We start from the raw sequence: 20,361 nt of genomic DNA on the forward strand, positions 1-20,361 counted from the left end.
CGCTTTGATGGGAGATTCAAGGACATAGTCTTTCCCATCGATATGACGGGTTTCTTTACCTTCTGCCAATAATGTTCCGAAGCCTGTTGGGGTAAATACCGCACCTAAACCCATACCTGCGGCTTGAATACGGCAAGCGAGATTGCCTTGTGGGACAAGTTCTAATTCGATTTTTCCTGCATGGTAAAGTTCATCGAATACCCATGAATCAGACTGGCGTGGGAAAGAACAAATGATTTTACGGACCGCGCCCGTTTTTAGGAGTTTGGCAAGACCATAATCGCCATTGCCAGCATTATTATTGACGATCACCAGATCTTTGACACCGAGTTCAATGAGGCCATCGATCAGTTCAGCGGGTTGTCCTGCGGTGCCAAAACCACCAATCATGATGGTTGAACCGTCTTTTATTTGGGATAAAATCTCGGTCAATGAGGTGCTACTCTTATCAATCATCTGCCTACTTCCTGTACGATAAGTCACTCAATCTTTCATGCCTAAAAGCGAGCCAATGAAGTTGAGTGTTCTGTTCGGATTGCTTGTATTTATTCTTGATAAATTTTGAACGTACTTCTATGCTTTAAAGTGTATTTTGTTCGATATATGATTTTTATGTTCGATGATCGAACATTATCCAAGTAAAACAGTCGCCTTTTGATTAGAATCATAACGAGAGACTAAAAATGACGAATCGGAGCTTCACCATATGGATCGTGATCAAGAAAAAACTGTTCGATTTATTCATCACAGTGAAAATAAAAAATCAATTCGACATGAGGACTTTATTGCAGGCATTGCGAAAGGTTTAACCATTTTGGAATGTTTTGGTCCAGAACGACACCGCCTAAACATTAGTACGGCGGCGGAAAAAACGGGCATGACACGTGCCGCTGCTCGACGCCATTTACTTACTTTAGAATACTTAGGCTATTTAGAATTTGATGGGCATTATTATTTTTTAGCCCCTAAAATCCTTAAATTTTCAGGTGCTTACTTAGATGGTTCGCCACTACCTAAGATCTGTCAGCCTTTACTCAATTTGCTCACCAATCAGACTTCATTGATTTATTCGGTTATGGTTTTAGATGGCTATGAAGCCATTACGATTGCACGTAGTGCGGCACATCAACAAACCGATCGAGTGAATCCATACGGTCTGCATCTTGGTAATCGACTCCCTGCACATGCCACTTCAGCAGGTAAAATTTTACTTGCGCATCTTGATTTGGATGCACAAAAACAATGGTTGAAAAAATATCCACTGAAACGATTGACCAAATATACACATACCGATAGTGAGGAATTTTTAGCACTTCTACATGAAATTAAAGAACAAGATTGGTGCTACTCATGTGAGGAACATGAGCTTGGCGTACATGCTGTTGCTGTGCCGATCTATGACTCAAATGCAGATGTCGTTGCGGCGTTAAATATCGTCTCGCCCACCATGCGTACAACAAAAGATTATTTAATCACTCATATTTTGCCTTTACTGATGGAAACCTCACGTGATTTACGCCAAGTGATCTGATCAATCGTCTCCCGCTCCTTCCAAAGTCACGCACAGCTTTGGGAGCGAGTTTCAAATTTTTATAAAAAATGCTTTTATTCTTATTGAACTTGTTCACATCCTGTTCACATCAACACTTTTAGTATAGATCTTAAAGTGGAATTGGATATTAGATATGGCTCTCTTCAGAACATTAGCAGTTTCAACGCTGACCTTGATTTCATTAGTCGGATGTAAAAGTGTTCCAAGTTATACATCTGATTATCAAAATGCAGATAAACAAATAACAGGGATCACGCTAGACAATGAAAAAGCTCAAATAATTGGTCAACGCTTCGTTACCGCTTTTAATACATTAGGAACAGATGATTTCGTAAAAAATGCAAGTCAACTGTATGCAGATCAGCTTTTTATAAATGACACACTTTCTCAATTTTCCAATAAACAAGATTTAATACAACATTTTGAAGGTATGAATAAGCGTGTGAGTAATGTGACTGTAAAATTGGTCAGTGCCACACATCAAAGTGATTCAGCTTATATACATTGGTATATGGCTTATGATTTTAAAATGTTTGGTCGTACTAAATCGATGGCATCCTATGGCATCACCCAAATCAAGATCAATGGTTCAAATCAGATCGTTTTCCAACAAGATTACTGGGATCCTGCCGATGGACTTTTTCGTTCTCTGCCTTATGTCGGCAAAGCTTACTCCATGATTTTACCTTTTAAAAATAACTTAAAATCCAGCTCACCCCAGTAGAAAATCATGGAAATAAATTGAGCACCTTCATGATTAAAGCGAAGGATAGATAGACAACTTAACTTTTAAATATTGAGGTCTGAGATGCATGGTTATTACAGAAATTTATTACTGCTATCGAGTACGGTTTTTTTATTAACGACTGCCTCTCAGAGTTCTGCGAATACGCAATTGTGTAAAAATGCCGCCCTTATCGTCACCAAAAAAGAGGTCGGTAATGTGAGCTACTATGCAGCAGACTGTACACAAAAATGGGAAACGCAAGATATTCAATTAGATTTCTTATACACGCGTGACATTCCTGAATGGGCATTCAAACGTGCAGCAACACATTTCCTCAAGAAAAATATTCCTGACTTTTCAGAAGACTCACCTTTAAATCGAATTACAGCACTGTATAAACCTGTACAAAAAGGTGATTTATATTCATTAAAATACACCCAATCCAATCAAACCCTTTCATTATTTCTCAATCAAAAGCCACTGGGAAAAATCACTGACAATCAAGCCAATCAGTATTTCAAAATTTGGTTTGGAAGTTCGCCATTCAATGCTAAATTAAAGCAACAACTACTAAATCAATAACTTGAATCTAATTATGAACAATCAATTTATTCTGATGGTCGAAGATCACTATGAGCTTGCTGCAACTGTATGCGAGTTTTTAGAAGAACATGGCTTTGTGATCGACCATGCGCGGAATCTTGATGCAGCAAGAAATTTTCTTAAGCATCAACCCTATCATTTGTTATTGCTTGATATTAATTTACCTGATGGATCAGGTTATGATTTATGTGAATGGTTGCGGAATGATCAAGGCAAAGATATTCCTGTGTTGATGCTGACTGCGAGAGATACACTAGATGATAAATTAAAAGGATTTACTGCTGGTACAGATGACTATCTGGTTAAACCTTTTGATTTTAATGAATTGGTCATGCGCATACGTGCTTTAATCAAACGCTCTCTTGGCGAAGTTTCTTCAAACAAAATTCAGATCCACGATCTTATTTTAGACAGTTCCACTCAGACCGTAACTCGTGCTGGTCAACAAATCGATTTAGCACGCATTCAATTTAAATTATTAAAAATTTTGATGAGAAACTCGCCCAAAGTCATTACCAAACAAGAAATTATTATTGAGCTTTGGGGTGATGAAGAACCTGAAAGTGATGCCTTACGCAGTCATATTTATAATTTACGTAAAATGGTTGATAAACCGTTTCAACAAAAGCTGATTCACACCGTTTCAGGTGTTGGATTAAAGGTCGCATTAGAAGATCACTCATGTTAGTTCATATAAACAACAACTATTAGACCTGTTGTATTCTCGAGTTGAAGGTGTGGATGCGTGTTTAAATAGTATTGTCGATCAAACAACTCTACACGCCATCCCAATTGATTACAGAGTTTCTGCACCAGTTGTAATCCAATACCATGCCCTTTTGCTTTAATTTGAAGCTGACTCGCGCTTAACTCTTGTACTTTAGAATCATTTGGCATGTTGATTCCGATACCATTATCAGCAATCACAATACTATTCTTACGTTGAATAATATGAATATGTGTCCCTTGCGAGTAATTCAATGCATTGCGTAAAATATTGCTCAGCACCATCTTGGTCATCGAAGGATAGATAAGTCTTGGAAATTCGTGCGGATCATATTGAACCAAGATTTCAATGCCCTTAGTTTGACCGACAGACTCGAGATCACTAACCAACTCACTGATAATATTTGATAGACAAATTTGCTCTGCCGTTAAAGTGTTGGTCGTATTCCGCGCGATTGCCAATAAAGTATCAACAAGTAGTTGCATATCCTCAATGGTATTCGAAATACGACTTAAAGATTTGTCATTGCCATAACGAGACTGACACAGTTGCACATTTCCCTTTAGGATCGTAAGCGGGGTGCGTAACTCATGGCTCACATCACCAGTAAACTCTCGTTCTCGGTTGATAAAGTCATTCAGCACTTGGTGATATTTTTCTAATGCTTGCTTCAGATACTCAGCCTCCATATTGCCATTGGTACTGATCCCTTGAAACGGAGACGCTTCTTTATTTTGATGCGCCCAATCAATATGTTCTAAAGCATTTGCCAATCGTGTGATCGGTGAAAAATATCGTCGCGCTCGACGGTTAGACCACCATAAAAAACTATATAGCACGATGAGGCTAAACATCAAAGGCGCGAGACCGAACATCCAAACGATTTTATTGACGTTGCTTTCACCAAAAACCAGCAGCACATGCTGCCCTTTTTGTTCGCCATACACCGTCATTCGTTCTTTACCATCAACAAATATCCGATGTACTCCTGCTTTTAAAACTTGATGTTTAAATGCCATTGGTGGTGTTTCAGTTTCCCAACGATAGCCATATAAATTTTTTGTATCAGGCAGATCAGCATTGGGATTCCGCTCAATTCGCATCCAATAGTGATCCATTTCTTGTTCAAGGGCAGTTTTTAACAGTGAACCCTTGATAACCCAAGCACTACAGGCTATTCCGATAATAATCGAAAGTGCGATCAGCCCAATTTGCAACCAATAATGGCGATTAAACATCTCACTGAGTGGATGGGTATTTGCATCATTTTTATTGCGTCTAAACATAGGCTGATCTACTAGCAGATTCTCATTTCATTATACGGCTTTCTTTTTGAACAGGAAGTGACCGACCACCCATTCTTGACCTTGCTCAAAACCAAATAACTCTGCGCAAGCCATGAAGAATATACGCCAACGTTGCCACCATGCCTCAGCATCTTGTGCATACACTTTTGCAAAAAGGGGTTTTAATTGTTCAGCGTTGCGATCCATATTTTCCAGCCAAGCATTGGCAGTTTTTTCATAATGAGTACCTGACCATTGCCAATGCTGTGCAAGTTCTAAATGATCTTGGAAGTGTAAAAAAGTTGAACTTGCAGGCATCAATCCACCAGAGAAAAAGTATCTCGACATCCAGTCATATTCACTTTTGATTTCAAAAGGATAATGTAAAAAACGATGACAGAAAATGTGACACCATAACAATCCATCCGTTTTAAGCCATGATTGAATTTTCTCAAACAGCTTGTGATAGTTTCTGACATGCTCAAACATTTCCACGGAAACCACGCGATCAAATGAATTCTTTGTTAACTCAAGGACATTGACATCACAAGTCATCACTTCAATATTATTTAAATGACACTTTTCGGCTTCCGCCAAGATATGTTTACGTTGGGTTGCAGAGTTAGACACTGCAGTAATTTTTGCATTGGGATAGCGTTCTGCCATCCATAATGTAAATGAACCCCAACCACATCCAAGCTCCAAGATGTGTTGACCATCCTGCAATTGCGCCCGCTCACTATAAATGTGCAGCGAAAATTCCTCTGCATCATCCAAAGTGGTTTTTTCATGTGGAAAAAAACATGCACTGTATTTTAACCTTTTTCCTAAAACAGCCTGAAAAAAAGCAGTTGGCAATTCATAATGTTGCTCGTTGGCTTTGTCCGTTTCGATTGCAATTTCACTGTGCTTCAGCATGTTCAGCACTTCCATATAACGTTGAGCACCTTGTTCAGGGTCATAGCGCCCTTCTTGAATCAAGCGCTTTTTGCTCAATGCACGGATTGCGGCACGAATCGCCTGATCAGGTACTAGACCGCTCTCAACGAGTTTTAATGATTTTTGAATAATAAAGTCCATGCGCGTACCTACTCTTTGGGTTTCCACGGAATAAACATAGAAGTTCGTTTTTGATAATCGAGATAATTTTGACCTCGATTCTTTAAAGCCTGTTGTTCGCTAAATGGAATACCTGTGATGTAGTACAAGAACAACCACATCAACACTGGATATATCCACAAGCTATATAAACCAGCTGCCAATCCTAAAACTGGATAAGCAAACCAATGTATCCATTCAAAAAAATAATTTGGATGACGTGAATAACGCCATAGCCCTTGATCCATGGTTTTGCCATGATTTTGCGTGTTTTGCTTAAACCGATAAAGTTGTTGATCTGCGATCACCTCACCGATAAAAGCAATTGCCATGATCATGCCCGCAATAATCAGAAAATCATTGCTTTGAACACTCCATACGGCGCTTGGAACATTGAGCAAACTCCACATTGGAATCGTAAACAACATCGCCAAGCCTGCCTGAAACATAAAGAAAGCGAAAAAACCAAGATGTTGATATTTCCCCATCGCACGACGCATATTGGCATAGCGTCGATCTTCTTCATGCTCTGCTAAATAACGGCGTAACAAATGCCAACTCAAACGCAAGAACCAAATTGAACTGAATATTCCAATGAATAACTGGACATTGACTGGGGCAACGTCAACCAACCATGCTGTCATGACGATATTAAGAACAATACAAAAACTCCATGCCACATCAACGATGCCTGCACGATGATTGTATGTTGCCCATAACCAACAAATGGTCATCACCACTGCATCAAGTAAAAACAATTGCCACAACATACTGCCTCCTTAATGCATCAAATAAGTGACTTATTAATACGGACTTGCTTCGAACAAGAGATGCACATCACTGATCACCCCTTCTTTAAAGCCACCTTCGCAATAACAAAGATAGAAATCCCACATTCGAATAAAGTTTTCATCAAAACCTAGTGCTAAAACTTGTGCTTCGGCATTTAAAAACCGCTCCCGCCATTGATGAATGGTTTCCGCATAGCTCAAACCAATATCTTCAAGATGTTTTAAACGTAACTGTTGTTCAGATGCAGCTTGAGTCAACACACTGATACACGGAATAAAACTGCCTGGGAAAATGTAGCGTTTAATATAATCCACGGTATGCAACGCTTTTTTATAACGTGCGTCTTCAATCGTGATCGCTTGAATCAAGCCCAAGCCATTGGGTTTTAATAAAGATCTACATTTATTAAAATAGGTCGATAAATATTGCTCGCCCACCGCTTCGATCATCTCGATAGAGACTAATTTATCGAACTTGCCTTCCAATAAACGATAGTCTTTAAGTTGAACATCTACACGGTGGCTCAAGCCAGCATCTGCAATGCGTTTGGTTGCTTCGTCATATTGAGCTTGTGAAATAGTAATGGTGCTGACTTTACAACCGTAGTTTTGCGCGGCATAAATTGCAAAACCACCCCAACCACTTCCAATCTCAACCAAATGATCCATCGGCTTGAGTTGTAGTTTTTGGCAGATCAACTCTTTTTTATAGTCTGAAGCTTGTTCTAAAGTCATGTCCTTGTGCTGATACACTGCACTGGAGTACATAATTGAAGAATCGAGAAATAACTTAAAGAAATCATTGCTCAGATCATAGTGTTCAGCAATATTTTTACGGCTGCCTGTGAGTGAGTTTTTACGGGTTTTGTACCACGCTTTTAACGCCAGTTGACTCACTTGAGAAATGACATTTTGGTTGATTTTGTCTAGCACATGACGATTTCTCGCCAATATCTGAATCACTTCCACTAGATGCTCACTGCTCCAATAGCCTTGAATATAGCCTTCAGCCGCACCGAGCACACCATTTTTAAAAATGAGATTGATTAACTCTTTATTATGAACCTCTATCGTCGCTTCTAAATCTGAAACCTCACCAACAGTGCCATTCCATTCTCCACGAAAATGAATTTGACCATGACGAAGTTTAAGCAAGCTTCGTAGAACCAAAGGTAGTGAATCGTGTTCACCGAAAATTAGCGTTTTCATCATGTTGTTTTAAATCCTTATCTTTTTTAGGATGCCGATAAAAAGGAACTTTCTTTCGCCATAGATGAAATGCTTGTATATAAATTGAAGCTAACATCTTGAAAGGTTCGAAGGCATGATGAATAGCATATCGATTGAGCTGTGAAGGAAGTGTGATGTTCTCCAAGTTGAAGCGCATCGTTGCATCAAAGATCATTTTTTGCGACTGATACAGTTGCATATGAATGACATGCTGCACGTCAGAAAAACTAAACTTCCATTTATATTGAATATCCATCGGCATAAATGGGGAAACATGGAAACTTTTCTCAAACTCGAACTCTACCGCCTCATATTGGCTATGGTTTTGTAATTTATGTCGGCAATCATGTACATAGACTTTCCGTTCATTCCACGGCGTATTGCTAATCTCAGTTAATATAAAAATAGGTTGTTGCTGCTGATTGAGAACAAAATAAAACACCACCGAATTAAAACTAAAACCAAGCGTTCGCGGTAAAGCCAATACACGAATTTCTGCTTGAGCTGACAAAATGGTATCGGCTTGCTGCAACAGGATTTTTTTTATTTTCTGTCTGATTGTCCCTGTATGCTCTCGAAGAAAATCATCTTCATAAATATTTAAAATATTCCAGCGACGTGTAGAACACAGCCATGATTTGCCCAAATTTTCCGTTATTTGATCGGGATCAAAGCATAGATAACTCAACGATGCCTCGAAGTGATGTAGTTTGGGCGCAAAACGGCGATGCCTGATTTTTGCTTTTGCGATAGAAAGTGAATCATTAAACATATCATCACTCCCAATATCAATCAGATATCTTCAATAAAGGTTCGACTACACGTTCAGCACTACTTGCTCCGTCCTCATGGAATCCCCATCCCCAATACGCACCACAAAAGGAACTGCAATTTTTGCCATTTAGTTCATGCCAACGTGCTTGTGCTTGGATTGCTTTTTTGTCAAATACAGGATGTCGATAATGACGTTCGACATAAATCTTGTTTTTTGCAATTGGCATATTTGGATTGAGTGTCGAAAACACCTGTGTTTTACACGGTAGATTCTGCAAGCTGTTCATCCAATAGGTAAATCCATAATGCACATTATTCACTTTAGATTTTTTATTAGACTGATCTTGAGCTGTCACATGCACATGCCAACTCGCCCACTGTGATCGACGTTTTGGCATGATCGAGCTGTCACTGTGTACGACCATAAAATTATCTTGATAATCGAAACAGCCTAATATATCTCGCTCAATTGCCGAAGGATTTCGGATCAGCTTTAAAGTGTCATCCGCGTGACTGGCAAATACAACCCAATCAAAAGTTTCCTGATTTTTTTCGGTAATAATCGTAACGGAATCATCAGCACGTATTACCTGCTGCACTGGGGCATTCTTCCACTGTATGGAAGGACAAGCTGCTCGAATTGCGTGAATATAAGATGCCGACCCACCTTTTACCGTCTGCCATTGCGGTCGATCTTTTAATTGCAACATACGGTGGTGTTGAAAAAAACTCACCACAAACTTATAAGGGATTTTGCCCACTTGATCGACAGGACTTGACCAAAGTGCGCCACACATTGGATATAGATGTTCGTGTCTAAACACCTGCGAATAATCATTTCTATTTAAATAGTCTTCAATTGTTAAATCAGCATCACACTCATCTACCGAAACATCTTTATTGTCCTGATAAAAACGAATTAAATCAGACAACATGATCCGAAAGTTTTTATTTAAAAAGTTGTGTGGTCTGGTCAATAGTGACCATTTTTTTGAAGGGTTGTACTGTAGCCCTGTCACCTGATTATTAACTGAAAAACTCATATCACTGCTTTGAGCTTTTACTTGCAATTCAGCAATCATGGCACTGAATAAGGGATAGTTATAATCATTAAACACAATAAAACCGCTATCAACCGCCACGTTTTTATCATCAATCGATAAATCATGCGTATCAGTATGACCACCAAAATAATTTTCTTTCTCAAAGATAGTGACTTGATGCTGTTTAGATAATTTCCACGCAGCATACATGCCTGAAATACCAGAGCCTACGATTGCAATCTTCATCAAGACTCCTTGCTATGAATTTTATTTGAGTTCATTTTGAATTTTTTGAGTTGGCTTTTACGTGCAGTGTAAATACGGTGTGGCACAGGCTTTATTCCCCATATCAGTCCCAGCCAAGACATGACTTTTAAAAGATAATAGGTAATATCTATTTGCCACCAAAAGAAACCCTGTCTGGTACTACCTGCATAATAGTGGTGGTTGTTATGCCATCCCTCACCTAATGTGATAATGGATAGGAATAGATTATTTCGACTATTGTCTGGGGTTTCAAAGTCCCGACTGCCATAGAGGTGCGCAAGCGAATTGATACATAAAGTCGCATGGATCAACAAAACAGTTGAAATAACAAACCCCCAAACCAGCAACTGCAAACCCGATGTCCCTAAGCTTGGATAAGCACCGGCTAACCACTCACCAAAACCGTAAATGGCCAAAGCCGTGATCAACACCACAGGCAAACTAAACCGATCTAGCCACACAATCTCAGGAAATTTAAGCCAGTCTTTGATCACTTCTTTACGGGTAGAAAAATTCTGCTCATTTAAAAACCAACCCACATGACTGTACCAAAACCCATGTTTTGATGAGTGCGGATCATGATCCGTATCGGTATATCGATGGTGATAACGGTGATGTGCCGCCCACCATAATGGACCGCGTTGAGCGCTCATTGTGCCAATCAGCACAAAAATAAATTGTACAACTCGTGAGGTTTGAAATGTCTTATGCGATAAATAACGATGGAAAAATGCAGTAATTGCAAACATTCGAATAAAATAAAATATCAGCATGAAAAACACAGCAAACCATGAGACGCCGACCCAAAATACGGCTAAACACGCGAGATGCAATATAATAAATGGTAGAATTCTGAGCCACTGAATTTTGGGATCTTTTGAGGTTTTTGAAGTATCAAACTCATTTGTCTCGGAAGTATGCGTTATCGACCAACTGTCTATCCATCGCAGAAAAAATTTAAGCATTGATTCTTCCTGACCCATCTCTTTTTTATAGTTTTGATTCTAGTTAATTTGACATGAAATTTATGTGAAGCTCGAACGCAATTGATTAAGCTACTTAATGCATCATAGTATAAAATTATTGAATAAGCATATATTTTTGTTGATTTTTTATAAGAACAAACAAAATTGATTTAGACGAAGTATTGAAAAAACAGAATTGGTAAATAAAAAAGCGAGTCATACATAACTCGCTTTTCTACACTTCTATCTTTTATTAACTTTTTAGATGAGGATTTTCTGGGATCAAATCATTTTCTAAATGCTCATCAAAGATATCGGTCAGCATGCTGTCATAGCGTTTTGCGTTGTATTGCAAGAGCTTTTCTGCTTCGCCTGAGTCAATGAAACCAACCGATACTGCATCCGCAATGTGCTCTTCGAAAGTAAGCCCTTTAAACTGATCTTTAGATTCAGCTTTTTTAAACTTATTCCATAGGGGTTGCACAGTGAGCAGCATTTGGAATGTTGACTCCATTCTTCCCATCACATCATTTTCTTCAGTTGTATAATAAACATGTTTTTTCAACTCTTCTCGGAACGCATGTTCCTGTAAAAGTAATTGAGCAACATCTTGTTTAAGTTGATCCGAAGGTTTTGAAATAGGTCGACCAAATGGGAAACAAATCAATTTCACCAACTGAGCTGCAATCTTGACTGGAAAATTCTCGTAAAATCCGAAAAATGCTTCTTGTGCATTATATAACGCTTTATTTAATGCCAATTCTGCATGCTTCTGTTCAGCCTCAGTTCGTTGACCATTTTCATAATATTTTAAAATCGCAGTTGCGATGAATAAATAAGAATGGATATCAGCCAGACGTCCTGAAAGCATTTCTTTACGTTTTAAATCCCCCGCCAAAATACCGAGTGCCATATCTGCTGTTAAGGCAAAATCTGCACTCATACGGTTGATGATGCTGTAGTAAGGTTTTGAAAATTGATCAGACTGTTTAGAGCCATGATCTGAGCCACCTGTGATGCCAAATGCAACTGCTTTTGCTGCACGGTTGAATGTATAAGCAAGGTGTTTAAACAATAGTGGATTAAATTGTTTTAAGGCAGATGCTTTATCTTCCGATTGCAACAGCTGTAACTCTTCGAATAAATAGGGATGACAGCGCATCGAACCTTGACCAAAAATCATCAAAGAACGTGTCAGAATATTGGCACCCTCAACTGTAATCGCAACTGGAATTGATTGATAAGTCAACGCAAGGAAATTACGCGGCCCAAGTTGAATTGCACGTCCACCTACAACGTCCATGCCATGATTAATCACTTTTCTCATCGCTTCAGTGGCATAGTACTTCGCCATCGCGGTCATTACTGCGGGTGTTCCGCCTTGGTTCAAACCACAGGTTACTAAGTAGCGGAATGACTCCAGCATATAAGCATCACTGGCGATATCGCTGGTCGCTTCTTGCACACCTTCGAACTGCCCAACAGACACTTTGAACTGCTGACGAACACTGGCAAAAGCACCGACCAACAGATAACTCATTTCACCCGCAGCCGTTGCCAATGCAGGCAGTGAAATACCACGACCAACACCTAAACATTCCATCAGCATGCGCCAGCCTTTACCTGCATTTTGCTGACCACCAATAATCCAATCAATCGGGATAAAAATATCTGTCCCTTCAACAGTACCATTCATAAATGGTGCACCGGGATTGTGTCTTGCTCCAATTTTTATGCCTTCGTGACTTGCAGGAATTAAGGCACAGGTAATGCCATATTCGACTTTGCTTTTGTCCCCTAACAAGCCATCTGGATCATGGAGTTTAAACGCCAAACCAATAACAGTTGCAATCGGTGCAAGTGTGATCCAGCGCTTGGAAAAATTCATTTTCAGACCAAGGACTTCTTGACCTTGATATGTTCCATAACACACCACACCTGTATCTGGAATCGCGCCCGCATCTGAACCCGCTTCTGGACTGGTTAAACCAAAACATGGTACTTCCGTTCCATTTGCTAAACCGGGCAAATAACGCTGCTTCTGTGCTTCAGTTCCATAGTGCAACAATAACTCACCTGGACCCAATGAATTTGGAACCATACAACTCACAGCAGCAGTCAAAGAACGTGAAGCAATTTTGCTCATAATTCGGCTTTGTGCAAAAGGTGAGAATTCTTTGCCCCCAAATGACTTGGGAATAATTAACCCTAAAAAACCTTTATCTTTGACGAATTGCCAAACTTCAGGCGGCAAGTCTTTATCTTGGTGATGAATTTTCCATTCATCTAGCATTGAGCACAATTGCTGCACTTCATTATCTATAAATGATTGTTCTTCTACTGAAAGCTGAGGATAAGGATACTCATCAAATTTTTCCCAGTCGGGAGAACCCATGAATAATTCCTTTTCCCACCAGCTTGTACCTGCTTCTAACGCCTCTCTTTCTGTGCTGCTCATACTTGGCATCGCTTTGGAGAGTAAGTTGAAAGCGGGACGACTAATAAGGGCTTCACGCAAGGGAGGAATGAGTAAAATCACACTCATTATGATGATCGGTAATCCAATCAATAAACTCCACGGTGTGATAAAAACACTACACAGGATAGCGATGAGAATAGAAAGAATACTACCGGTTGTTCGATTGAGTTCGAAATAAAATACAGCCCACAGTATAACAAACTGAATCAACAAGCTAAGCAATATCAATAGTAGAGTCATGGTTGCTCCTTTGCCTTGAACTTGAACTGAGAAAAATGAAGTCTAATTAATTAACGTTATGTTTGAATCTGGTCTTAAATGAGTAAAATCGAATTTAGTCTTAAGTGAGTGAAGAAAGAGTGAAATTTTATTGTACAGAGAGTTTTTTTATTTTGCCTGTAAGCTACCAAACATTACATAATTCTTGCAAAACAAAACCTAAGTAAAAAATAGTGATTATTTTAATAATTCATCTGTGATGTAATTTGATATCAACAGATTTATTTAAAGAACAAACAAAAAAATATAATAAATAGATAGATGAAGAATAACTTAAACCTATAGGTTCACTGGCGATAGCAATGAGAAATATCAACAAATAGCGACCTTTTGGAGCACGTCTCGCATCAACAAGGTAAATCACATTTAAAAAAAAATTCATTATTTTCACAATAAATTATTCTATGACTAAATATATAATTTTTTTTTATTTAAAGAAAATACCAATAGAATTTTTTAGCCACCGTGAGCATATAAGTTAAATGAGATCATGTTATCCCAGTGCTTGATTTAAAGATCTAGGCATTGCCTACTACAAAATAGCTTAAAACCTATCTGACTGCTCAGATAACCATTAAAACTTTAACACTGAGATATCACTATAGCTGGATAATAAAAACTAGAGTTCCCTATTTATGCAATTACATCTTTTAGAAAACTCTAGCTCGCAAACAGTTATAGATCGTAAACCACTTTCATCACTATTCAGACTCTTTGTATTTACTTAACGATCATATCCGCCCATTCAACAAACGGGTTATCAAACTTTTCCCATTCTTCTGCACCTAATGCCATTTCGTCATCAGTTAATAAACAAGCATCGAATTGTTGGATTAAATTTGATTCATCCATATCCATGCCAATCAATACGATTTCTTGACGTGCATCACCCGTTAACTCATCCCAGTTTTTCTCTATGGCTTCACGACTGGGTTGATCTTCAGGCCAATGCTCATCACCTACAGCCGCCCACCAATAACCTGCGACACCATGTCGCGCCATCGCACCTGCCTGAGACCAAGTGCCTGCAAATTCAGGATTAGATGCCAACCAAAAGAAGCCTTTTGAGCGAATAACGCCTTTCCATTCTGAGTTTACAAAATCAAAAAAACGCTGTGGATGAAAAGGTTTTCTGGCACGATAAACAAAACTGCGAATGCCATATTCTTCTGTTTCAGGAGTATGCTCACCTCTGAGCTCTTTTAGCCAACCCGGAGCTTGCGCCGCTTCATTAAAATCAAAGAGATTGGTATTTAAAATACGATCTAAATTTACTTGGCCAAAAGCTGAAATTTCAATTTTTGCTCTCGGATTGAGTGAATGTAAAATTCCAAATAACTGTTCTTTTTCTTGAGCATTAATTAAATCAACTTTATTTAATACGATCACATCACAAAACTCGATTTGATCAATCAAAAGGTCAACCACATTTCGCCCATCTTCTTCACCCAGTGATTCACCACGCGATTGCAAACTGTCGAGTGAACTATAATCCTTTAAAAAATTATAAGCATCGACCACCGTGACCATGGTATCTAGACGAGCAAACTCACTCAGTGAAACGCCATTTTCATCTTCAAAAGTAAAAGTTTCAGCAACAGGTAATGGCTCGGAAATTCCTGTCGATTCAATTACCAGTTGATCGAAACGATTATCTTCAGCTAAGCGACGCACTTCAATAAGCAAATCTTCTCGCAAGGTACAACAGATACACCCATTACTCATTTCAACGAGCTTTTCATCTGTACGAGATAACTCTGCCCCGCCTTCACGAACTAAAGCGGCATCAATATTGACTTCTGACATATCATTCACGATCACGGCGATTTTTCGCCCTTCACGATTATTCAATATATGATTGAGTAACGTGGTTTTTCCTGCGCCTAAAAATCCTGATAATACGGTGACAGGAAGTTTAGATGGAGTGGCTAAAGAATGATTCATTGGCTTTCTCACTTTTTAAATTTGCTGGGCTTCATGTTTGGAAATACATGAAAAACATTGACCTAATACTTCTAAATATGGGTATTTAGGATTGAATCTTTTGGCTTTGATAGATGATTCCACGCAGTTTTTAAGTTGTGGAATAGCAAGGGTTTGTACTTTTTGGCATTCGGTACACACGGTAAATAATTGATAACTTGCTGTGAGTTCAGCTTGATTCAGAACATACATATTTAATGTATTGAGTTTTACGATGAGACATTGATCAGTGAGCTTTTTAAGAATTCGATAGATTTGGATGGGGGCTTGAAAACCATAGGGTTTTGCCTTTTCCAACAACTCATAAGCACTCATGGCTTTGTTTTCTGCTTTTAATATCGCTAAAATATTTTGCTGAGCTATGGTTAATTTCATTGCGTTTTACTCATTGTTATTATTAGAGAAATTGTTCATACATGGCGATGAGGTATAACGATGATCGACACCCCATGTCCGATATCCCGATACATCAATATGGATTTGTCCTGATGCATAAACACCTAGCCCCATATTCAGTGCTGCGCCTTGATCTCGCCAAAACTGGCAAAGTTTAGTTTTTGTTTTCTCGATATGGATTTGTTCAATCGAATCTGGACTTTCACTACCAATACGAAAATCGAGTGCTGCATTAAAGACGTGTTTAGATGCGCCCGCTCCGCCAGCACACTGATTTAAAGCATAGCTTCGATACACTGATGTCACCGTGAACTGATCAATCAGCTTTTGTTCTATCAATTGATTAAGAATATTCAAAGTTGGAACAATGTTCCTCCATAGTTCTCTGGGTGGAACTTCATATTCAGCATAATTACATTTCTGCCAATCTCTCGCTGTCTGGAAAAATTCAAAATTTGGAATATAAGAAGAAATGCCCTGACGGTTTAAAAAATTCTTGTATGCCCAAATTTGTTGTTGATGATTCGCTTGGGCGACCCATTGGAGGTAAGAAGATGGAATACGCTTTTCTTGTAGAATAATTTTTGAAATAGCATGTTTCTGTTCAGTCTTTAATTCTGGATTCAACTGAGCAGCTTTATTGGGGTAATGACATGCAGAAAGACAGCAAATGAATCCGAGAAGATAGATTTTGTTCATTTTGATTCTTCAGAGTCTCTCAAGTTAAATTAACTACGCAGCGATCTTGTAGATGCTTACAGTAATGTTATAACATAACAATAAGCATTACAACGTAAGCAAACAAACAAATGAATCTTGTTCTTCCAGATATATCTGCTGAATCTACCTTACCAAAAGCATATAGCCATTCCCTTGACTGGGTCGGTATGGAAAACATTGCGCTACCAGTACATATCGAAAATACACGTTGCCCAAGCCAAATCAACGCCTTTGTCAGCCTAGATGATCCTTTCGCCAAAGGGATCCACATGTCACGCCTATATACCCGACTTTTAGAACTGACCAAAATCAGCAATCTCAGCCTATTTGATATCAAACATGTTTTAAAAGACTTCTTAGAAAGCCACAAAGGTTTATCTGAACATGCCAAAATCGAAATTCATAGTGAGCTTTATATCGAAAGACCCGCATTGATTAGTAATTTATCAGGCTGGAAAAGTTATCCTTTTGTGCTGTCTTGTCAACTTCTAAAGGATCAATTTGAAGCGAGATTAAAAGTCGAGATTCCCTATTCTTCGACTTGCCCTTGTTCTGCGGCGCTCGCTAGAAATATTATTCAACAACGATTTCAAACGGCATTGGCTAATCAAGAAATCAGTTTAGACCAGCAACAAATCGTGGACTGGCTCAATACCACGGACGCGATCGCAGCGACACCGCATAGTCAAAGAAGCTTTGCCATTCTCAATTTCAAACTCGATCAAAATATTAAACACATCCCTTTAATTTTATTCATTAATCAAGCTGAACAGTCACTCATGACAGCCGTGCAAACTGCGGTAAAACGTATTGATGAACAAGCATTTGCAGTCGCCAACGGTCAAAACCTTATGTTTTGTGAAGATGCATTAAGACGTTTATATAGCACATTTCTAAATCATCAAAATATCAAAGGCTTCAATTTTAAAGTCATTCATGCCGAAAGTTTGCATGCACATGACGCGGTGGCTCGGGGTTCATGGCAATGGTAAAACTGCCAATTTTTGAGCGCATGGAATACGGTGCCTTAGGACAAAAGTTTGATTTCAACAATGTTTTTGAGCAGATCAAGTGGAATCAAGATGGCCTGATCCCAGCCATCACGCAAGATCACCATACCAAAGATGTACTGATGATGGCTTGGGTCAATGCCGAATCTTTAATCGAAACATTGACAACAAAACAAGTTTGTTACTGGTCGCGATCACGCAAATGTTTGTGGCGAAAAGGCGAAAGTTCAGGTCATCGGCAGCATTTGATTGAAGCCAGACTTGATTGTGATGGCGATAGCCTTTTGTTTCTGGTCAATCAAATCGGCCCTGCTTGCCACACCCAACGCCCCAACTGTTTTTATCTTGGTCTAAAAGGTGATCAGGTCGAGATATTAACCCAACCGATGATTTAACTTTTTTTAAAGTGGTAATTCTATGCTTCGTAAAAATCCATCTGGTCATCTTCCTGTCATTGATCAATCTGCTTATGTCGATCAAACCGCGATTATTTGTGGGAAAGTGATTGTTCATGCCAATGTGTTTATTGGACCCTATGCGGTGATTCGAGCAGATGAAACTGATGAAAATGGAGAAATGGAACCGATTATTATCGGCGCAAATTCCAATATTCAAGATGGCGTGGTGATTCACTCCAAAGCTGGTGCAGCAGTGACAATTGGAGAAAACTCATCGATTGCACATCGTTCGATTATTCATGGTCCTTGTGAAATTGGTCGCCATGTTTTTGTTGGTTTTAATAGCGTTTTATTCAACTGCAAAGTCGGTGATCATAGTGCGATTCGACATAATGCAGTGGTCGATGGGCGTGATTTACCGAGTCACTTTTATGTTCCTGCCATGAGCTATATCAATCCTAAAACCGATTTAAGCCAATATCCTCCTGTTGATGTTTCGATCAGTGAGTTTTCTGAAAGTGTGGTCAGCACCAATATCGAGTTAGTCAAAGGTTATAAGGCGTTGCACAATGAGTTTTAAACAATTTCCCAAGATCATTATTCGCAATGCCAATCTAGTGAATGAAGATAAACAGTATATTGCAGACGTGCTGATTCAAGATGGACGAATCGAGAAAATCGCTAGCAATATCACAGGTATTTTCAATGCGAAAACTATTGATGCAAATGGTGCTTGGCTGATCCCCGGCATGATTGATGATCAAGTTCATTTTAGAGATCCTGGCTCACCGCAAAAAGGCAGTATCGCATCGGAATCTATGGCAGCAACGATTGGGGGCATTACCAGTTATATGGATATGCCCAATACCAATCCCGCGACATTGAACTTAGAAACCTTAGCGCAAAAAAAGCAGATTGCTGCACAGCACAGCATGGCCAATTATGCATTTCATTTTGGTGTGAGTTCTGACAATTTAGACACTATTGAACAACTTGATCCAAAATTGGTCAGTGGTGTCAAAGTGTTTATGGGTGCCTCAACTGGCAATATGCTGGTCGATGATCCTCAAATTCTTGAACGGTTGTTTGCCAATGTACCGACTATCTTATTGACCCATTGTGAATATACGCCTCGGATTAAAGATCAGGAACGACTTTATTTGCAAAAATATGGCGAAGATATTCCAGCAGCAATGCATCCTAAAATTCGAGACAAACAGGCCTGTTATGAAAGTTCACGACTGGCTGTTTCATTGGCTGAAAAATATGGAACCCAACTGCATGTTTTACATATTACAACTGCCAAAGAACTTTGCTTCTTTAAAGACTTACCCTTAAATCGAAAGCATATTTCTGCTGAAGTTTGTATTCATCATCTCAGTTTTGATGATTCTGACTATGCTGTACTTGGACATTTAGTTAAATGTAATCCAGCAATCAAAACCCAACAAGATAAAGAAGCGCTGATCAATGCAATATCAAACAGCAACCGTTTGGATATTATTGGGACTGATCATGCACCCCATACTTGGGATGAAAAACAGCAACCGTATTTGAATGCTCCATCTGGACTGCCTTTGGTACAACATGCTCTGCCCGCATTGATGGAACTGGTTGCAGATGGAAAGCTCAGTATAGAAACGATGGTACGTAAAACCTCTCATCAAGTGGCTGACTTATTTAAGATCAAAGATCGTGGTTATATTCGTGAAGGCTATTGGGCTGATCTCGTTTTACTTAGAGAAAATACGCAACGTATCGCTGTGAAAGATCAACGAAATTACATGAAGTGCAATTGGAGTCCTTTCCAGGATAAAACTTTCCGTTATGAGATTGATACCACTATTGTTTCAGGACAACTTGCGTGGCATCAACAACAATTGTTTTTAAGTTGTCGAGGCAAAGCTTTAGAGATTGATCGATAGGAAGGATATTTGATTAAATTCAGAACTCGCTTACTCTACAACTTTTAGTTCTGTTTCGGTCTGCTCAACGGTGTAAGTATTATATTGCCCCGTTGAAAATAGACCAAA

At 39.0% G+C, this 20,361-nt stretch carries 20 protein-coding genes; 8 read left to right on the top strand and 12 right to left on the bottom strand.

Annotation, left to right across the window (positions count from 1 at the left end; genetic code table 11):
* Positions 1 to 456 (bottom strand): 3-oxoacid CoA-transferase subunit A (locus EXE30_RS15455; RefSeq protein ID WP_130163173.1); only part of this gene is annotated, 456 nt, incomplete at its 3' end.
* Between the two features lie 250 nt (positions 457 to 706).
* Between EXE30_RS15455 and pcaU the strand changes: the two genes are divergently transcribed.
* From pcaU to EXE30_RS15475, 4 genes are all read left to right on the top strand, one after another.
* Complete coding sequence (gene pcaU / locus EXE30_RS15460; protein WP_130163174.1) at positions 707 to 1,531, top strand: IclR family transcriptional regulator PcaU; 825 nt, start codon at positions 707 to 709, stop codon at positions 1,529 to 1,531.
* Positions 1,532 to 1,685: 154 nt separating this feature from the next.
* Positions 1,686 to 2,276: a nuclear transport factor 2 family protein gene (locus EXE30_RS15465; RefSeq protein ID WP_004671797.1), complete on the top strand. Its 591-nt coding sequence runs from the start codon at positions 1,686 to 1,688 to the stop codon at positions 2,274 to 2,276.
* Positions 2,277 to 2,360: 84 nt separating this feature from the next.
* On the top strand, positions 2,361 to 2,861 hold the full coding sequence (locus EXE30_RS15470; protein ID WP_130163175.1) for a chalcone isomerase family protein: 501 nt from the start codon (positions 2,361 to 2,363) through the stop codon (positions 2,859 to 2,861).
* A 13-nt stretch (positions 2,862 to 2,874) separates the two neighbouring features.
* Positions 2,875 to 3,570 carry a response regulator transcription factor gene (locus EXE30_RS15475; protein ID WP_130163176.1) on the top strand — a complete coding sequence of 232 codons (696 nt, stop codon included), beginning with the start codon at positions 2,875 to 2,877 and terminating at the stop codon, positions 3,568 to 3,570.
* Here the strand turns inward: EXE30_RS15475 and EXE30_RS15480 are convergent.
* From EXE30_RS15480 to EXE30_RS15525, 11 genes are all read right to left on the bottom strand, one after another.
* Entirely contained in the window at positions 3,567 to 4,895 is a 1,329-nt protein-coding gene (locus EXE30_RS15480) for a sensor histidine kinase (RefSeq protein ID WP_130163177.1), read from the bottom strand. The genes EXE30_RS15475 and EXE30_RS15480 overlap by 4 nt on opposite strands.
* Positions 4,896 to 4,925: 30 nt before the next feature.
* Positions 4,926 to 5,975: an SAM-dependent methyltransferase gene (locus EXE30_RS15485; RefSeq protein WP_130163178.1), complete on the bottom strand. Its 1,050-nt coding sequence runs from the start codon at positions 5,973 to 5,975 to the stop codon at positions 4,926 to 4,928.
* Between the two features lie 8 nt (positions 5,976 to 5,983).
* The gene (locus tag EXE30_RS15490) at positions 5,984 to 6,763 is read right to left on the bottom strand and encodes a DUF1295 domain-containing protein (RefSeq protein WP_130163179.1); all 780 of its coding nucleotides are present in this window, start codon (positions 6,761 to 6,763) and stop codon (positions 5,984 to 5,986) included.
* Between the two features lie 33 nt (positions 6,764 to 6,796).
* Positions 6,797 to 7,996, bottom strand: coding sequence for an SAM-dependent methyltransferase (locus tag EXE30_RS15495; protein ID WP_130163180.1), 1,200 nt, complete (start codon positions 7,994 to 7,996; stop codon positions 6,797 to 6,799).
* Entirely contained in the window at positions 7,971 to 8,786 is an 816-nt protein-coding gene (locus EXE30_RS15500) for a DUF1365 domain-containing protein (protein ID WP_130163181.1), read from the bottom strand. The genes EXE30_RS15495 and EXE30_RS15500 overlap by 26 nt, the downstream gene beginning before the upstream one ends.
* Before the next feature lie 16 nt (positions 8,787 to 8,802).
* Complete coding sequence (locus tag EXE30_RS15505) at positions 8,803 to 10,077, bottom strand: NAD(P)/FAD-dependent oxidoreductase (RefSeq protein WP_130163182.1); 1,275 nt, start codon at positions 10,075 to 10,077, stop codon at positions 8,803 to 8,805.
* On the bottom strand, positions 10,077 to 11,063 hold the full coding sequence (locus tag EXE30_RS15510) for an acyl-CoA desaturase (RefSeq protein WP_130163183.1): 987 nt from the start codon (positions 11,061 to 11,063) through the stop codon (positions 10,077 to 10,079). Before EXE30_RS15510 ends, EXE30_RS15505 begins: the two co-directional genes overlap by 1 nt.
* A gap of 253 nt (positions 11,064 to 11,316) precedes the next feature.
* Positions 11,317 to 13,782, bottom strand: a complete 2,466-nt coding sequence (locus EXE30_RS15515) for an acyl-CoA dehydrogenase (protein WP_130163184.1) — start codon at positions 13,780 to 13,782, stop codon at positions 11,317 to 11,319.
* Positions 13,783 to 14,541: 759 nt separating this feature from the next.
* Positions 14,542 to 15,765 carry a zinc metallochaperone GTPase ZigA gene (zigA, locus tag EXE30_RS15520; RefSeq protein WP_005196487.1) on the bottom strand — a complete coding sequence of 408 codons (1,224 nt, stop codon included), beginning with the start codon at positions 15,763 to 15,765 and terminating at the stop codon, positions 14,542 to 14,544.
* Positions 15,766 to 15,780: 15 nt separating this feature from the next.
* The gene (locus tag EXE30_RS15985; protein ID WP_004671820.1) at positions 15,781 to 16,179 is read right to left on the bottom strand and encodes a transcriptional repressor; all 399 of its coding nucleotides are present in this window, start codon (positions 16,177 to 16,179) and stop codon (positions 15,781 to 15,783) included.
* Between the two features lie 6 nt (positions 16,180 to 16,185).
* On the bottom strand, positions 16,186 to 16,899 hold the full coding sequence (locus tag EXE30_RS15525; protein WP_130163185.1) for a D-Ala-D-Ala carboxypeptidase family metallohydrolase: 714 nt from the start codon (positions 16,897 to 16,899) through the stop codon (positions 16,186 to 16,188).
* Positions 16,900 to 17,009: 110 nt separating this feature from the next.
* On the opposite strand from EXE30_RS15525, the gene folE2 reads away from it, so the two are divergent.
* From folE2 to EXE30_RS15545, 4 genes are read left to right on the top strand one after another with little or no spacing between them, the layout of a single operon-like run.
* The gene (gene folE2 / locus EXE30_RS15530; RefSeq protein ID WP_121930031.1) at positions 17,010 to 17,912 is read left to right on the top strand and encodes a GTP cyclohydrolase FolE2; all 903 of its coding nucleotides are present in this window, start codon (positions 17,010 to 17,012) and stop codon (positions 17,910 to 17,912) included.
* Positions 17,906 to 18,325 carry a phosphoribosyl-AMP cyclohydrolase gene (gene hisI, locus EXE30_RS15535; protein WP_130163191.1) on the top strand — a complete coding sequence of 140 codons (420 nt, stop codon included), beginning with the start codon at positions 17,906 to 17,908 and terminating at the stop codon, positions 18,323 to 18,325. The genes folE2 and hisI overlap by 7 nt, the downstream gene beginning before the upstream one ends.
* Before the next feature lie 22 nt (positions 18,326 to 18,347).
* The gene (locus tag EXE30_RS15540; RefSeq protein ID WP_130163186.1) at positions 18,348 to 18,908 is read left to right on the top strand and encodes a gamma carbonic anhydrase family protein; all 561 of its coding nucleotides are present in this window, start codon (positions 18,348 to 18,350) and stop codon (positions 18,906 to 18,908) included.
* On the top strand, positions 18,898 to 20,253 hold the full coding sequence (locus tag EXE30_RS15545) for a dihydroorotase (RefSeq protein ID WP_130163187.1): 1,356 nt from the start codon (positions 18,898 to 18,900) through the stop codon (positions 20,251 to 20,253). The genes EXE30_RS15540 and EXE30_RS15545 overlap by 11 nt, the downstream gene beginning before the upstream one ends.
* Positions 20,254 to 20,361 lie beyond the last annotated feature (108 nt).

Source organism: Acinetobacter halotolerans, assembly GCF_004208515.1.
Classification (GTDB): Bacteria; Pseudomonadota; Gammaproteobacteria; order Pseudomonadales; family Moraxellaceae; genus Acinetobacter; species Acinetobacter halotolerans.